Source organism: Agreia sp., from assembly GCF_964263775.1.
Lineage (GTDB): Bacteria > Actinomycetota > Actinomycetes > Actinomycetales > Microbacteriaceae > Agreia.
Window position 1 is genome coordinate 1 of sequence record NZ_CAXVWM010000009.1, and the last position, 14,362, is coordinate 14,362.

A 14,362-nucleotide genomic window follows, 5' to 3' on the forward strand; every position below is an offset into this window, starting at 1 on the left:
CGGCGAGCCGGTCGACCTGGAGACGGCCCGCGGGCCCATCCGCATCCGGCGCTTGCGCCCGTAGCTCGCCGCCTGCGCCGCCGCCGCCCGCGTCGCTACTTCGCCAAGAAGGCGAGCACCACGCGGTTCCACTCGTCGGCGTGGCTGACGTTCACTCCGTGCGGACCGCCCGACACGATGTGCAGCTCGGAGTTCGCCAGCGCGGCGTGCGTGCGGGCGCCCGATCCCTCGATGGGGACAGTCGCATCGCCGTCGCCGTGGATCACGAGGGCGGGCACGGTGACGTTCGGCAGGTCATCGCGAAAGTCGGTGCCGGCGAACGACGCCATCGCCTCGAGCGCGGCCGCCTTCGACGACTGCAGCGCGAGGGCGAGCGCCTCCTGGCGCTGCTGTTCGGTCACGACGAGCTTTCCGTCGACCGAGAAGAACTGCGTCGTGAAGTCATCGTAGAAGGCCTCCTGATTGGCTGTGAGGCCGGCGGTCATCTTCGCGGCGAGCGCAGCGGTGAGCGGACCATCCGGGTTGCCGGGCGTCTGCAGCAGGTACGGCGGCACCGCCGAGGCGAAGACGACACTGCGGATGCGCTCCGTGCCGTACTTCGTGAAGTAGCGCGCGGCCTCTCCGCCGCCCATCGAGAAGCCCACGAGGGTGACGTCGCGCAGGTCGAGCGAGGTGAGCACGGCCTGCAGGTCGTCGGTGAGCGTGTCGTAGCCGTATCCGGTGAGCGGCTTGTCGCTGCGACCGAAGCCCCGGCGGTCGTACGTGATGACGCGGTAGCCCGCGGCTTCGAGGGCGCCGACCTGGTACTTCCACGATTCGCCGCTGAGCGGCCAGCCGTGGATGAGGACGACGGGTCGACCGGAGCCGCCCGTGTCGTCGACGTGCAGTTTCGTGTCGTTCAGCAATCCGTGGTGAGCAGTGATCTCTGTCATGGTTATGCCTTTCTGCGCCCGTCTTCGTGCGCCTCAGGGGTGATTCGGACACCTTCGCCCATCGGATCGGGCCGCGATCACCCGCTTTCGCCCCACGCGTCGGCCCGCTACCCTTGGCCGGTGGAGTCAGGTTTCAGGATCGAACGCATCGCCGAGAGCGACTGGCAGCGGATGCGCGCGCTGCGGCTCGAAATGCTCGCCGACACTCCCCTCGCCTTTCTCGAGACCCTCGAAGACGCCCGCTCGCTTCCGGAGGTCGCCTGGCGCTCTCGCGCCGGGCGCAGCAGCCGCGAGGGCAGCATAGGACTGGCCGCGGTCGAGGCGGCGAGCACCACGTGGCTCGGCACGATGAGCGCCTACCTCGACGGGCGAGGCGACGCGATGCTCGTGAGCGTGTACGTGACCCCCGCCTGGCGCGGCACGGCCATGGGCCTCACGGATGCGCTGCTCGACGAGGTGGAAACCTGGGTGCGCGCCGCCGTTCCCGAGGGTCGGCTGCTCCTGCACGTGCACGAGGACAACCCTCGCGCTCGCGCGTTCTACGCGAGGCGCGGCTACGTCGAGACGGGCCGAACTATCGCGTACCCCCTCGACCGCACGCAGAACGAAGTGGAGATGGCGCTCCCCCTGGGCTAGGTGCACCCGCTGCGGACTGAAGATGCCAGCGCACCGGGGCACACTGACCGCAGCGGGGGCTCTCGTCGCGGTCGGGCTGCGCAAAGCGTCGACAGCTGTCGCCGGTGCGGACTGAAGATGCCGGCGCACCGGGGCACACTGTCCGCACCGGGGGCTACTGGCGGGCCGGGGCAGGCTCAAGCTCAGGCGTCGTCGCCCTCGGGTTGCCAGAGTTCGATGCCGTTGCCCTCGGGGTCGCTCAGACTCGCGAACCGTCCATTCGGGTACACCTCCGGGTCGACGACGACGGCAACTCCCGCGGCTCGCAGTTGATCGACCATTGCATCGAGGTCGGCGACGCGAAAGTTGAGCGCCCACCCACTGCTCGCCTCCGCGAAATGGGGAGCCGTCGCATCCATCGGGGCGAACACGGTCGACCCCGAGTCTTGTCGCCACGACGGGTCGCCGTAATTCTGGGGCGGGGCATCGACGCCGAGGTGCTCGGCATACCAGCGAGCCAGCGAGTCGGGGTCCCGTGCCACGAAGAAGAAACCGCCGATGCCCGTCACACGTTCCATAGCGAGAGTGTACGCTGCTCGCTCGTCTCGGCGGCAGGCCTGCTCAGGGCATCAGCGGCAGACTTCCCACGATCTTGTCGATGCGGTTCTTGGGGCCGACGAGGCTGACCGCGAGGTAGTCGATCATCTCGGGGTCGGTCGATCCGATGGTGTCGATGTACTCGTCGTAGACCCGGATGGCCTGGGCGACGCCGGGCATGTCGGCCACGAACGTCGCCTCATGCGCGACACCTTTCGCCCTGATCTGCCGCAGGGTCTCGGCGGATGCGGTCAGGATCGTGCAGCCGATCCAGGGCAGACCGGGATGCGCATCGCCGGCCGAGTCGATCACGTCTGGTCCGAGCAGCCCCGCGACTGCTCGGGTCGTGGCGCTCGCGACACAGACGGCCGCGTTCACGGCCCGCCCCGCAGGAAGCGAATCGGTGACCACGATCACCCACTTCAATCGCGCCGCCCGCGTCGAAGTCGAGAGGTCGATCTCGTCGTCGGCGAAGCCGACCGTGTGCGGGGTGGGGTCGGTCATCAGGCGGTTCCGTTCGTCGGATCATCAGCAATACCGACACAGAGTACGATTATCGGCGCCCAGCTCGCTCGAGATCCGTACTTAATCCGGCGCGATCGACAGAATGGATGCCATGGACGACATAGACACCGCGATTCTGCACGAATTGCAGGCAGATGCACGCATGACGAATCGCGACCTCGCCGCCGCGGTCGGAATCTCGGCGACGACCGCCCTCGAGCGCACCCGAGGCCTCCGCAGCCGGGGCATCATCACGGGCGCGAGCCTCGACGTCGACCTCGCCTCGATCGGCAGGGGAGTGCAGGCTCTCGTCGCCGTGCGCATCCGCCCGCCGTCGCGCGAGATCATCGAGGCCTTCAGGGACTGGGTGAGCGCGCTGCCGGAGACCCTCGGGGTGTTCGTGACGACCGGCAACGAGGATTTCATCATCCATGTCGGCGTTCGCCACAACGACGACCTCTACGCCTTCGTGATCGACCAGCTCACGCAACGCCGCGAGGTCGCCGATGTGCGAACATCCGTCGTCTACGAGCACATTCGCAACCACGCGGTGGTGCCGTCGCCGCATCCGCGCCTCGGCGGTATGTCCGCCACCCGCCGTTCAGCAGCGGATGCTCCGAACGGGCGCGCATAGCGGGCGCGGTTAGGCTGGAGCGTGCCTCATCCCCGACCTCGCTGGCGCCAGCGCAGTCGACTCGTTCGCGTCGTGCGACTGCTGCGCACCCGCCAGCCGCAGACGTTCACCGAGAAGGTGCGCTACAAGATGCTGCGCGACCACCGGATGCTGCTGGTCACCTTCGCCGACAAGGCCGCGGTTCGCGAATACGTCGCGTCGCGCGTGGGCGCCGAGTACCTGCCCGAGGCCTACGGCATCGTGCGCGATCCGGCGCAGCTGCGCGAGCTCGACCTGCCCGAGTCGTATGTCGTGAAGCCGACCCACGGCAGCGGCGCCGCGATCGTGGTCTCGCCGAAAGGCTCCGAAGACCAGACCCTGCCGCCGGCCGTGTGGGGCTGGGTATACCGGCACGTGCGGCCATCCGCGGTCACCGTCGACGCGCTCGTCGACATCGCCCACGGCTGGATGACGAAGCTCTATGGCCAGGGGCCGAACCGCGAGTGGGCCTACGGCAAGGTCGAGCCCGCCGTGATCGTGGAGGAGCTGCTCGTCGCACCGGCCGGCATTCCCGACGACTACAAGTTCTTCGTGTTCCATGGGCGCTGCCGGTACATTCAGGTGGATGCCGGTCGCTTCGACCATCGCACGCAGGACTTCTACGACGCCGACTGGCAGCACCTGCCGATGAGCGGCGGACCGGCGTGGACGACTCCGCCGCGCGCACGCCCGGAACGCCTCGACGAGCTGATCTCGATCGCCGAGCGACTCGGCGCCGAGACCGACTTCGTGCGCGTCGACCTCTACGCGCTGCCCGACCGCATCGTCTTCGGAGAGCTCACCAGCTACCCGGCCGGCGGGGACAGCCCGTTCGAGCCGCAGTCGTTCGACGCGGAGTTCGGCAGCCACTGGGCCGTGCCCCGCCGCTACCGCTGAGCGCCGGGTCTGAGGCGCCGGTGCTGAGGCGCGGGTGCTCAGGCGCGGGGTGGCCGGCACCCCGCGGTTCACTCACCGATCGAGAAAGTCTCGCACCTCGCGTCGGTTCGGGTAAGACGACTGCGCCCCCACGCTCTGAACCGACAGGGCGGCGACTGCGGATGCGAAGGCAACCGCCTCCCGCAATCCGCAACCTCGAGCGAGCTCGCTTGCCGTCGCTCCGACGAAGGCGTCGCCCGCGCCCGTCGTGTCGACGACGTCGACCGCGAAGGCGGGTACGGTGGCGATTCCCGTCGAGTCGCCGAAGACGGCTCCGGCCGCTCCGAGGGTGATGACGACCGAGCGCACGCCTCGGTCGAGAAACCGTTGGGCGACGGCGGCGAAGGATGACGCTCCCTCGTCGCCGAGCAGCACCCGGGCCTCATGCTCGTTGACGATGAGCGGGTCGCAGAGGGCCAGCGTCTCGGCAGAGAGCTGCTCGGCCGGAGCCGCGTTGAGCAGCAGGCGGATGCCTCGGTGAGCGGCCATCGCCGCGATGTGCTCCACCGCGCGCAGCGGAGACTCGAGGTTGAGCACAACCATGTCTGCGTCGACCCACTCGTCGCCCTTCTTCTCGGCGAACTCGACATCGAGTGCGTGGTTCGCGCCCGGCGAGACGACGATCGAGTTCTCGCCGTCGGGCGTGACGAGAACGAGAGCGGTACCCGTCGGCCGGTCGACGCGTATGACGCCGCTGACATCGACTCCGCTCTCGGCCAGCTGGGAACAAACGAACGACCCGTTCTCGTCGGCGCCGACACACCCGGAGAACGAGGTCTCCGCCCCCATCCGCGCCGCAGCGGCCGCCTGATTCGCCCCTTTGCCACCGGCGAACCGGCGCAGATCAGATCCCAGCAGGGTCTCCCCGGCATCCGGTCTGCGCGGCAGCTCTACGACGAAGTCGATGTTGGCGCTTCCGATCACTGTCACGCGATTCATACGGTCTGCTTTCTCGAGGTGAGGAGCTCAGGACGACAGCTGCGCCAGGCCGCGCCGCGTTCGAGCCTTGATTGCACTGCGCACACGGAGCGCCGCGACGATCAGCGCGGCGATGGTGATGACGTAGGGCGTCAGCAGGGCGAGCGACGAGTTGACGCCGCCGAGGGCCAGTCGGTCGGCCAGCCCATCGGCGGCTCCGAAGATGAGGCAGACCACCAGGGTCGGCACGGGCCGGCCGGCCGCGAAGATCACTGCCGCCACCACGATGAAGCCACGGCCCGAGGTCATCCCGGCCGTGAAAGAGCCGACCGATGCCATCGCGAGCTGGGCGCCCGCGAGGCCGCACAGCGCTCCCGACGCGATGATCGAGATGAACTTCACCTGAAAGACGCGGATTCCGGCGGCAGTCGCGGCCGGTTCGTCTTCGCCGACGGCGCGCAGGTGAACGCCGTAGCGGGTGCGATACAGCACGAACCAGTAGACAGGCACCAGCAGCAGGGCCACCCACACGAGGATCGTGTGGTTGTTGAAGATCGGCCCGATCACCGGGATGTCGCCCACAGGGCCGAGATCGATCCTCGGCAGCACCGACTTGACGTCTCCCGGCGTCACGCCCGCATTGCCGTACAGCACGCTGAGCAACAGCACGGTGATGCCGATCGCGAGGAGGTTCGTGCCGATGCCGACGACGATGTAGTCGGCTTTGAACACGAGCGATGCGATCGCGTAGACCAGTGCGAGCAGAACTCCGGCGCCGAGGGCTGCGAGCACACCGATGAACGGATTCGTGATCGCACCGACCGCGATACCCATGAAGGCGCCGATGAGCATCAGGCCCTCCAGCCCGATGTTCAGGATGTTGCCGACTTGGCTGAGACCGCCGCCGATCGCGGCGAGCAGGATGGGCGTGGTCTTGGCCAGGATGACGGCCAGCGTTCCGACCGTCAGAATCTGGGCGAGGATCTCGTTCATTTCGACATCTCTTTCTTCATCGGGAGCGGTTCGACCGGCGCTCGGTTCTTTCTTCGCTTTCGGATGTTGCCGACGAACGTGGCCGTGATGGCGATCACGATGAGTCCCTGCAGAACGTTGATCATCGGGAACGGCACGCCCGCCGACTGGAGTCCTGTGCCGCCGGCCATCATCGTGGCGTAGAACAGGGCGGCGACCAGCGAAGCCCACGGATTGAGCCTGGCCAGCAGGGCGACGGTGATCGCGAGAAACGCGAATCCCGGCGAGAATGCCTGCAGAAAGCGCCCGCCGTTCGGGCCGATGACGAAGAGGGCGCCGGCGATTCCCGCCGCCGCGCCGCTCAGCGACATGACCTGCATCGCCATCTTCTTCGACGAGGTTCCGATGTAGTCGGCGAAACGGTTGAGCTCGCCGAGCTCTTTCACTCGAAGACCCCATGTCGTGCGGTTGAGGGCGAGGCCGAGCACGACCGCGATCACGAGCGCGATGATCAGATCGGGTGCGAAGCCGTAGGAGACGTCGAACACCGGAAGCAGGGCCGACGACTCGACTCTCGGTGAGCCGGCGAGCGTCGCAGTGGGGTCGGCGAACGGGCCGGTCACCAGGAACGCGGTGACCAGAAGCGCCACCTGCGACATCAGCAGGGTGATCACGATGATGTCGACCTTGAGGAATCCCGTGAGGAATCCCGGGATGAGACCCCAGATGGCCCCGGCCACGCCGCCGAACAACAACACGAGAATCACGTGCACGACCGGCGGCAGACCGTGGAACGTGAATCCCGCATACGCACCGAAGAACGCGCCGAAGTAGAGCTGCCCTTCGCCACCGATGTTGAAGAATCCGGCGCGGAAGGAGATGATCGTGCCCGCGGCCATGATGACCAGCGGCACGAACATGGCGATGATGCTGCCGATGCCGTAGGGCGTGCGCCAGGCAGAGCCGAAGAGTTCCACGTAGGCGGTGATCGGGTTCTGACCGATCACCACAATGATGACGGCGCCGATCGCCAGCGCCGCGAGCACGGCGAAGATCGGCTGAAGGGCGTTGCTGAAGGTCTTCGAGGCGAACTCGGAGAGGGTCGCGCCGATGCTTCGGGCTGGCATCGAGAAGCTTCGCGTCTTGGGCACGACGATCGAGGTCGTATGGAGTTCGTCGACGCGAGCGATGTCTGACGACGTGTCGGTGAGTCGGGTGCCGCTGGCCTCCAACTCCGTAGCCACACGGGCCCGCTCGGCCGCCGCCTCCTGAAGCGCGGTCTCTGTGGGCTTCACGCCCGCCATGGCGAGTCCGACGGCGAGTTCGGTCATGTTCTCTTGAGTGAACTCGGCGATCACTTCGCCGCGGTACATGACGAGGAGTCGGTCGGAGAGACTCATCACCTCGTTCAGGTCGGCCGAGAACAGCAGTACTCCGGCGCCCTTGTCGCGCAGGCCGACGATCGAGTTGTGCACGAATTCCATGGCGCCGACATCGACACCGCGAGTCGGCTGCGACACCATGAGCAGGCTGGGATCGGACTCGAACTCTCGAGCGATGATGACCTTCTGCATGTTGCCGCCCGAGAGGGAGCCGATCGGCGTTCCCGGCTGCGCGCCTCGAACATCGAACTTGGCGATCAGCTTCTGCGCATAGTCGCGCATGGCCGCGAGCGAGAGCCACCCCGCGCGGGCGAGGGGCGGTCGTAGATGCCCGGCTGCGACGTTCTCTGCAATGCTGAGCTTGGGCGCCGCCCCCTCTTCGTTTCGGTCTTCGGGAATGTAGGCGAGACCACGTGCGCGTCTGTCGGCGACGGATGCCGTCGTGACGTCGTGACCCGCCAGCCGTACTCGACCGCGTGGGGGCAGATACATTCCCGCGATCGCGGCCGCGAGCTCGGATTGGCCGTTGCCCTCGACTCCGGCGATGCCCACGATCTCGCCGGCGCGCACCGAGAGCGACAGATTCTTCACGGCGACTGCACCGCGCTGGTCGATGGCCGACAGGTCCTCGACCCTCAGAACGTCGTCTTTGGGTTGCGACGGCGTGTGCTGGATGCGCAACAGCACCTCGCGCCCGACCATCATCGAGGCGATATCGCTCTGGCTGAGACCTTCCGCGGATCGGGAGCCGATGACCTCGCCGTCACGGATGACGGTGATCTCGTCGGCGATGGAGAGCACCTCGCCCAGCTTGTGCGAGATGAAGACGACGGCGCAGCCCTGCGCGGCGAGACGACGAACCACGACGAAGAGTTCGTCGGTCTCTGATGGGGTGAGCACCGCGGTCGGCTCGTCGAGGATGAGCAACCGGGTGTCGTGCGACAGGGCCTTCACGATCTCGACGCGCTGACGCTCTCCGACAGAGAGGTCCTGCACCCGGTCGCGAGGGCTGAGGTTCAGTCCGAGGTCGGCGCTGAGGCTGACGACCTTCTCCTCCATCCCGCGCCGGTCGAGCACTCCGAATCCGTTGCTCGACTCGTTGCCGAGAAAGATATTGGATGCGACGGTGAGCGACGGCACGAGCTTGAAGTGCTGGTGCACCATCCCGATGCCGAGCGAGTCCGCCTTCTTCGGGTCGGTGACCCGAACGACCTCTCCGTTGATGATGATCTCACCCGAGTCGGGCTGGAGGTTGCCGGAGATCATGTTCATGAGGGTGGACTTGCCCGCGCCGTTCTCTCCGACGAGTGCGTGGACGGTTCCCGGCCGGATGCTGAGCGAGACGTCGCGATTGGCGACCTTGGTGCCGAAAGTCTTGGTGATGTTGCGGAGCTCGAGGATCGGTCGAGACATTGAACTCTCCTTTGAGTGCGTGAATACGGGCGGCGGAAGCCGTGGCCTCCGCCGCCCGGGTGCGTCAGAAGCCGCTGGGAACGGAGAGCTCTCCGTCGACGACCTTCTGCTTGTAGCCGTCGATGGCGTCGATAGCCGACTGCGGCACGATGTCACCGTTGTCGTCGAAGGTGAGTCCGACTCCGTCGTTGGCGAGACCGAACGAGGTCGTCTCGCCGTACGCGAGCGAGCCGGCCGCGTCATCCTGAATCGCCTGCACGATGGATGCGCCGACGTGCTTCAGCATCGAGGCGAGGATGTGCCCCTTCTGCAGAGCGTTCTGGTTGCTGTCGACGCCGATCGCGTACTTGTCTGCATCGGCGGCTGCCTGCAGCACGCCGACCCCGGCGCCGCCCGCCACCTGGTAGACGACGTCTGCGCCCTGGTCGAACATCGCCGTAGCCTGGTCGTAGCCCTTGGCCGAGTCGCTGAACGACCCGACGTAGCTGACCAGCACGTCGACGCTCGGGTCTACGGCCTCGACGCCCGCCTTGAAGCCGGCAGCGAAGTCGTTGATGACGGGGATGTCCATTCCGCCGACCAGGCCGACCTTCTTGCTGCCGGTGGCGAGCGGAAAGTCGGTCGTGTTCGTCGTGGCCAGCGCAGCCAGCACACCGGCGAGGAACGAGCCCTCGTTCTGCCTGTACGTGAGCGAGGCCACGTTCGGCGCATCGATCTCGCCGTCATAGAAGATGTAGTGCTGCTTCGGGAACTTGGGCGCGACCTCGGTGATCGTGTCGCTCGAGGTCGAGCTGCCGATGACGACGACACCGTACTGGCCCGTCGAGACGGACTGCAGGTTCGCCTTCCACTGGGCCGGATTGTTCGCGTCGCCCTGGAGGGTCTTCGTCGCGTAGCCGTCTGACTTCAGCTGGCTGATGCCGCTCTCCGCGTCATCGTAGAAGCTCTGGTCGCCCAGGGCGCCGGGCACGACGTTGGCCACCGACTTCGACGCGTCGGTGCTGTCACCTCCGTCGCCTCCCGAGGTACTGCAGGCGCTGATGCTCAGGGCGAGCACGGCAGCCGCGGCGATGAGGCTGTACCGCTTGATCTTCATGGTGTTCCTTTCGTGATGGTTTCGGTGATGCGATGAAAACGGCGGGCTCAGGCCCGTGCGTCGGTGAGCGTCTGCGTCGACTCGACGATGAGGTCGGCGAACTTGTTCCAGTCGAGTGAGATCGCCACGTTGGTGCGATAGTCGGTCTGCTCGCTTGCGGTTCCGCCGAAATGGCGCATCCCCGAAGCGCTCTCGAAGTTGGCTACCGTCTGACCCTTTGTCCAGCGGCCCTCGAGTTCGACACGCACGTCGGCCTTTTCGACCGTGAGGATGCTGGGGTCGATGATGGCCGCCACGCAGCAGGCGTCATGAATGGCGGGATACGGGATGTCGAGCAGGCCGGAGTGCGTCGTGTGCACGAATTCCCACGTGTCCAAAATGAACTGGCTGATATCGCCGCCGACAGCCTTCACCCGATCCTGAAGCTCAGGCGTTGCGAGGGCCTGGTGCTGCGTGAGGTCGAGGCCGATCATCGTGACGTCCCAGCCCGCGCTGAAAACGATGTGGGCCGCCTCGGGGTCGGCGTAGATGTTGAACTCGGCCGCCGGCGTGATGTTTCCGCGGGTGTAGCTGCCACCCATGGCGACGACCTGCTTGACCCGATCGATGATGCGCGGCTCCTTGCGGGCGGCCAGCGCGATGTTCGTGTACGGTCCGACCGGCACGAGGGAGACCGTCTTCGGCTCGTTGGCCATCACGGTCTCGATGATGAAATCGACGGCGTGCCGCGGGTCGAGTTCGAATGACGCGGGCGGCAGGTAGGGGCCGTCGAGGCCCGTCGTTCCGTGGATCTCTTCGGCGATGACCTGCTCGATCAGCAGCGGGCCCTCCGCTCCCCGAGCGACCGGCACGGTGATTCCGTAGACGGTGCAGACGGAGAGCGCGTTGCGGGTGACGTTCTCGATGGTGTGGTTGCCGGCGACCGTGGTGATGCCGAGCAGATCGATGTTCGGGCTCGCGGCGGCCAACAGGATGGCGATCGCGTCATCGTGTCCGGGGTCGCAGTCCAGGATGATCTTTTCCATGTCGTTCACGTCTTTCGTTCGTCGTGCTCAGAGAGCCGGTGAAGTCGACGGTGTCGCGATGGAGAACACCGTCGTTCCCCGCGGTGCAGTCCGAGACGAATCTCAGTGCGTAAGTTGTTTCTTGATTCGAGAAACAACTTTCGCGGGTTCTCTCATGAAAGTCGCCGGAGATGGGCATGTCAAGAGCACCGCGTAGGGCCCAGGGGCGTGCGTAAACGATTGCTCACTGCACGCCGGACCGGGCGTGCGGGAAGAGCCCGATCAGGCGAGCGAGCGGATCGCGGTTTCGATCAGCGACCAGTAACGGTCGACATCGAGATCGACGGCCACCGTGACGTTCTTCGGACGGCTGGTGAGCTCGAGCAGGTCGACCACGGTCACGCCGCGCGTGAAGTCGCCGTGCAGTTCGATGTCGAGACGGGACTTCTGCGTCGTTGCCACCGCCGGGTCGGCTATCAGGGCAACGGTGATCGGATCATGGAGCGGGCCGTCGGGCATCTCGCCGAAGGCGTCGTAGGTGGAGCAGAAGCGTTCGAGCAGCTCTGCCCCGAAGGTCGCCGTAGCGTTGCCGATCGCGCGGATTCTCGACCGGACCTCGCGCGTGATCTGCGCCTGGTGCGTGATGTTGAGCCCGACCATCGTGAACGGAATCGCGGAGGCGAGGACGATGTCGAGCGCCTCCGGATCGGTCGACGCGTTGAACTCCGCATACGGCGAGACGTTGCCGCGGCCCGTCGATCCGCCCATCCAGACGATCCGCTCGATCTTTCGGCACAACTCGGGCTGACGTTCGACGAACGTGGCGATGTTGGTCAGGGGCCCGGTCGCTGCGATCGTGACCGGCTGCGTGGACTGCGTGAGGACGTCGCGGATGAGGTCGTGGGCGTCACGGTCGTCGAGCCCCATCGCGAGCTGCGGCAGGTCGATGCCTCCGAGCGCGTTGGCGCCGTGGATCCAGTCGGCCGTCTCGAGTTTCTGCGCCAGCGGGCCGGGCGCGCCCTGGCCGATGGGAACGCCGTGGATGCCGGCGACGGTGCAGGCGATGCGCGCGTTCCGCGACGTGTGATCGATCGTGCCATTTCCGGCCACAGTGGTGATGGCCCGAAGGTCGATGGCCGGGTGTGCGGCTGCGAGCCAGATGGCGACGACGTCGTCGATGCCGGGATCGCAATCGAGGATCACCGGCGTGGGCATGCGATGCCTCCCTCTGATAACCTCTGCGTAATCGTTTGCTCGCAAGAGAATTTTAGCATCAACTTTCTCGAGGTCGGGTGGCGATCGGCGAATGGAGCGCGGGTGAAGGCGAACGTGACACTGGCAGACGTGGCCGCGGGCGCGGGCGTCTCCATCGCAACGGCCTCCCGGGCATTGTCGGGCAAACCGCGCGTCTCGCGCGAAATGGTGGATCGGGTGCGCGCCGTCGCCGCCGATCTCGGTTACCGGGTGGATCCCATCGCGCGAGCACTGCGGGATGGGTCGAGTCGACTTGTCGGAATGATCGTGCCGGTGATCAGCATCCCGTTCTTCTCGCAGCTCATCGATGCGGTCGAAGAAGAACTCAGCCGCGCGGGATTCGAATTGCTGCTGGCCGATTCGCACGGCTTCGTCGATGAGGAGGTCCGTCGGCTCCGCGTGCTCGGCGATCGTCGCGTCGACGGCATCCTCATCGTCGCGTCTGATCGAACCGCGTCGATGCCGTCGATCGCGAACGTTCCCCATGACATCCCCGTGGTCACACTCGATCGCGCCACAGACAAGCCGATCACAGACTTCGTGGGGGTCGACAACGAGTTGGGCATGGAGCTTCTGTTCGATCATCTGGCCGAACAGGGTGTCGCATCCGTGGGGTATGCGGGTACGGATGACGCCACCACGAGCGGCGTCGAACGGTGGCAGGGCTTCAACCGTCTTGCGCGTCGGCACGGCATGGAGGTCGGCGCGACATTCCGCGGCGAGTTCAGCATCGAGAGCGGCATGGCAGCGGCGGATCACATCACGAAGGCGGGCACACTGCCCGATGCGATCGTCTGCGGCTCGGACCAGGTCGCCGTCGGCACGATCGCTCGTCTGCGCGAGAAGAACTTCGACGTGCCTCGAGATGTGCTCATCACCGGTTTCGATGGCGGCGAGCTGTCGAGGATCTCGTGGCCGACGCTGACGACAGTGGTGCAGCCCCTGTCTTCTATCGCGGGCGACTCCGTGAGCGTGCTGGTCGACCGCATCCGGGGCAGCACCAGCGCGCTGCGGCGCAGTCGGCTCGCACCGGAACTGCAGCTGGGCGGCTCGACCCGACTAGACCCTCGCTAGGGCGTGTCCCCCAATGACGAGCACGATCGCCTCGAGCACCGGTGTGGGCTCGTTGCGCGATCCGCAGAGGAGGACTCGTCATTCTGCCGTCGCGCTCGTTGCGCACTGGGGCACGCTGCCATACTGGACGATGGACGAATCGACCTCAGTTGTGTATCGCCGGGCGAATCCCACTGACGCGCCCGGGATGGAGCGCGTCGCGCATGCGGCTTACGAGATCTACGTCGATCGAATCGGCAGACCTCCGGCTCCGATGGCCGCAGATTATGCGCGCATCGTCAGTCAGGCCGATGCTCGGGTTGCGCTCGTCGACGGCGCTGTAGCGGGGCTGATGGTCCTTGCGCCCTCACGGGACCACCTGCTCATCGAGAACGTTGCCGTTCTTCCGAGCGCACAAGGTCGCGGGATCGGACTGAACCTGCTCGGTCTGGCGGAACAACGTGCCGCGGCGCTCAAACTCCATGAGCTCCGCCTCTACACGAACGAGGCGATGTTCGAGAACCTCGCCTTCTATGCGCGTCGTGGATATACCGAAACGCATCGCGCCACGGTGGACGGCTATCGGCGCGTCTACTTCACCAAGCAGCTATCCGCCCTCTAATGCATTTCTGCCAGGCGGCGAAGCTCAGGTAAAGATCGCGGGAGAGTTCGCTTAGTCGGTCGCGCCGGCCAGAACTCAGACGGGTTCGGCCACGACAGAGCCGAGTGTCTCGAGCACCAGGCGCGCGGGCGCCGTCTCGGCGATCGTCCTTCGCACGACCGCGTAGATCGTTCTGACCGGAGTCGGACGCACCGCCGGCACGGATCGAAGTCCGTCAGGCAATGCTCGCGACGCAAGCGCCGGCACGACGGTGATTCCGAGCCCCGCGCCGACGAAAGAGATCGCGGTCGTGTAGTCGTGCGCCTCCACCTGAAAGGCCGGGTCGAAACCGGCCGCCGCGCACGCCTCGAGGAGGTTGCGACGACACCATGCAGACGTCGCTTCGTTGTCGATCCAGCGTTCGGAGGCGAGT

At 66.3% G+C, this 14,362-nt stretch carries 15 protein-coding genes; 5 read left to right on the forward strand and 10 right to left on the reverse strand.

Translation table 11 applies throughout. The features are described 5' to 3' along the window. Positions 1 to 95: 95 nt before the first annotated feature. Positions 96 to 932, reverse strand: a complete 837-nt coding sequence (locus ACE5CZ_RS00890; RefSeq protein WP_374945470.1) for an alpha/beta fold hydrolase — start codon at positions 930 to 932, stop codon at positions 96 to 98. Positions 933 to 1,052: 120 nt separating this feature from the next. Here ACE5CZ_RS00890 and ACE5CZ_RS00895 point away from each other — a divergent pair, with 120 nt between their 5' ends. Then, complete coding sequence (locus tag ACE5CZ_RS00895; RefSeq protein ID WP_374945471.1) at positions 1,053 to 1,568, forward strand: GNAT family N-acetyltransferase; 516 nt, start codon at positions 1,053 to 1,055, stop codon at positions 1,566 to 1,568. A gap of 182 nt (positions 1,569 to 1,750) precedes the next feature. On the opposite strand, the gene ACE5CZ_RS00900 is transcribed toward ACE5CZ_RS00895, so the two are convergent. Further along, a complete protein-coding gene (locus ACE5CZ_RS00900) occupies positions 1,751 to 2,125 on the reverse strand; it encodes a VOC family protein (RefSeq protein ID WP_374945472.1) in 375 nt (124 codons plus the stop codon). A 43-nt stretch (positions 2,126 to 2,168) separates the two neighbouring features. Then, complete coding sequence (locus ACE5CZ_RS00905; RefSeq protein WP_374945473.1) at positions 2,169 to 2,648, reverse strand: DUF2000 domain-containing protein; 480 nt, start codon at positions 2,646 to 2,648, stop codon at positions 2,169 to 2,171. A 112-nt stretch (positions 2,649 to 2,760) separates the two neighbouring features. Here ACE5CZ_RS00905 and ACE5CZ_RS00910 point away from each other — a divergent pair, with 112 nt between their 5' ends. Then, entirely contained in the window at positions 2,761 to 3,282 is a 522-nt protein-coding gene (locus ACE5CZ_RS00910) for an Lrp/AsnC family transcriptional regulator (protein WP_374945474.1), read from the forward strand. A gap of 21 nt (positions 3,283 to 3,303) precedes the next feature. Then, the gene (locus ACE5CZ_RS00915; RefSeq protein WP_374945475.1) at positions 3,304 to 4,197 is read left to right on the forward strand and encodes an ATP-grasp fold amidoligase family protein; all 894 of its coding nucleotides are present in this window, start codon (positions 3,304 to 3,306) and stop codon (positions 4,195 to 4,197) included. 72 nt (positions 4,198 to 4,269) lie between these two features. On the opposite strand, the gene rbsK is transcribed toward ACE5CZ_RS00915, so the two are convergent. From rbsK to ACE5CZ_RS00945, 6 genes are all read right to left on the reverse strand, one after another. Then, positions 4,270 to 5,175, reverse strand: coding sequence for a ribokinase (rbsK, locus tag ACE5CZ_RS00920; protein WP_374945476.1), 906 nt, complete (start codon positions 5,173 to 5,175; stop codon positions 4,270 to 4,272). Between the two features lie 27 nt (positions 5,176 to 5,202). Further along, positions 5,203 to 6,147 (reverse strand): ABC transporter permease, encoded by a 945-nt coding sequence (locus ACE5CZ_RS00925; protein WP_374945477.1) that lies wholly within the window; start codon positions 6,145 to 6,147, stop codon positions 5,203 to 5,205. Beyond that, positions 6,144 to 8,921, reverse strand: coding sequence for an ATP-binding cassette domain-containing protein (locus ACE5CZ_RS00930; RefSeq protein WP_374945478.1), 2,778 nt, complete (start codon positions 8,919 to 8,921; stop codon positions 6,144 to 6,146). Before ACE5CZ_RS00930 ends, ACE5CZ_RS00925 begins: the two co-directional genes overlap by 4 nt. A 64-nt stretch (positions 8,922 to 8,985) precedes the next feature. Continuing rightward, complete coding sequence (locus ACE5CZ_RS00935; protein WP_374945479.1) at positions 8,986 to 10,017, reverse strand: BMP family protein; 1,032 nt, start codon at positions 10,015 to 10,017, stop codon at positions 8,986 to 8,988. Between the two features lie 47 nt (positions 10,018 to 10,064). After that, positions 10,065 to 11,042: a nucleoside hydrolase gene (locus ACE5CZ_RS00940; RefSeq protein ID WP_374945480.1), complete on the reverse strand. Its 978-nt coding sequence runs from the start codon at positions 11,040 to 11,042 to the stop codon at positions 10,065 to 10,067. 261 nt (positions 11,043 to 11,303) lie between these two features. Further along, positions 11,304 to 12,236 (reverse strand): nucleoside hydrolase, encoded by a 933-nt coding sequence (locus ACE5CZ_RS00945; RefSeq protein WP_374945481.1) that lies wholly within the window; start codon positions 12,234 to 12,236, stop codon positions 11,304 to 11,306. Positions 12,237 to 12,350: 114 nt separating this feature from the next. On the opposite strand from ACE5CZ_RS00945, the gene ACE5CZ_RS00950 reads away from it, so the two are divergent. Together ACE5CZ_RS00950 and ACE5CZ_RS00955 are read left to right on the forward strand one after the other, a co-directional pair. Then, on the forward strand, positions 12,351 to 13,349 hold the full coding sequence (locus ACE5CZ_RS00950) for a LacI family DNA-binding transcriptional regulator (protein WP_374945482.1): 999 nt from the start codon (positions 12,351 to 12,353) through the stop codon (positions 13,347 to 13,349). Between the two features lie 130 nt (positions 13,350 to 13,479). Next, complete coding sequence (locus tag ACE5CZ_RS00955) at positions 13,480 to 13,950, forward strand: GNAT family N-acetyltransferase (protein ID WP_374945483.1); 471 nt, start codon at positions 13,480 to 13,482, stop codon at positions 13,948 to 13,950. A gap of 75 nt (positions 13,951 to 14,025) precedes the next feature. Here ACE5CZ_RS00955 and ACE5CZ_RS00960 read toward each other — a convergent pair. Further along, a partial coding sequence (locus ACE5CZ_RS00960) for a LysR substrate-binding domain-containing protein (protein ID WP_374945484.1) occupies positions 14,026 to 14,362 on the reverse strand: 337 nt, incomplete at its 5' end.

What these genes read in the sequence shown, in the direction of transcription:
- ACE5CZ_RS00955 (WP_374945483.1), top strand. Translation starts at nt 13,480, where the DNA reads ATGGACGAATCGACCTCAGTTGTGTATCGCCGGGCGAATCCCACTGAC.
- ACE5CZ_RS00940 (WP_374945480.1), bottom strand. Translation starts at nt 11,042, where the DNA reads ATGGAAAAGATCATCCTGGACTGCGACCCCGGACACGATGACGCGATC.
- ACE5CZ_RS00910 (WP_374945474.1), top strand. Translation starts at nt 2,761, where the DNA reads ATGGACGACATAGACACCGCGATTCTGCACGAATTGCAGGCAGATGCA.
- rbsK (WP_374945476.1), bottom strand. Translation starts at nt 5,175, where the DNA reads ATGAATCGCGTGACAGTGATCGGAAGCGCCAACATCGACTTCGTCGTA.
- ACE5CZ_RS00925 (WP_374945477.1), bottom strand. Translation starts at nt 6,147, where the DNA reads ATGAACGAGATCCTCGCCCAGATTCTGACGGTCGGAACGCTGGCCGTC.
- ACE5CZ_RS00935 (WP_374945479.1), bottom strand. Translation starts at nt 10,017, where the DNA reads ATGAAGATCAAGCGGTACAGCCTCATCGCCGCGGCTGCCGTGCTCGCC.
- ACE5CZ_RS00890 (WP_374945470.1), bottom strand. Translation starts at nt 932, where the DNA reads ATGACAGAGATCACTGCTCACCACGGATTGCTGAACGACACGAAACTG.
- ACE5CZ_RS00930 (WP_374945478.1), bottom strand. Translation starts at nt 8,921, where the DNA reads ATGTCTCGACCGATCCTCGAGCTCCGCAACATCACCAAGACTTTCGGC.
- ACE5CZ_RS00900 (WP_374945472.1), bottom strand. Translation starts at nt 2,125, where the DNA reads ATGGAACGTGTGACGGGCATCGGCGGTTTCTTCTTCGTGGCACGGGAC.
- ACE5CZ_RS00905 (WP_374945473.1), bottom strand. Translation starts at nt 2,648, where the DNA reads ATGACCGACCCCACCCCGCACACGGTCGGCTTCGCCGACGACGAGATC.
- ACE5CZ_RS00945 (WP_374945481.1), bottom strand. Translation starts at nt 12,236, where the DNA reads ATGCCCACGCCGGTGATCCTCGATTGCGATCCCGGCATCGACGACGTC.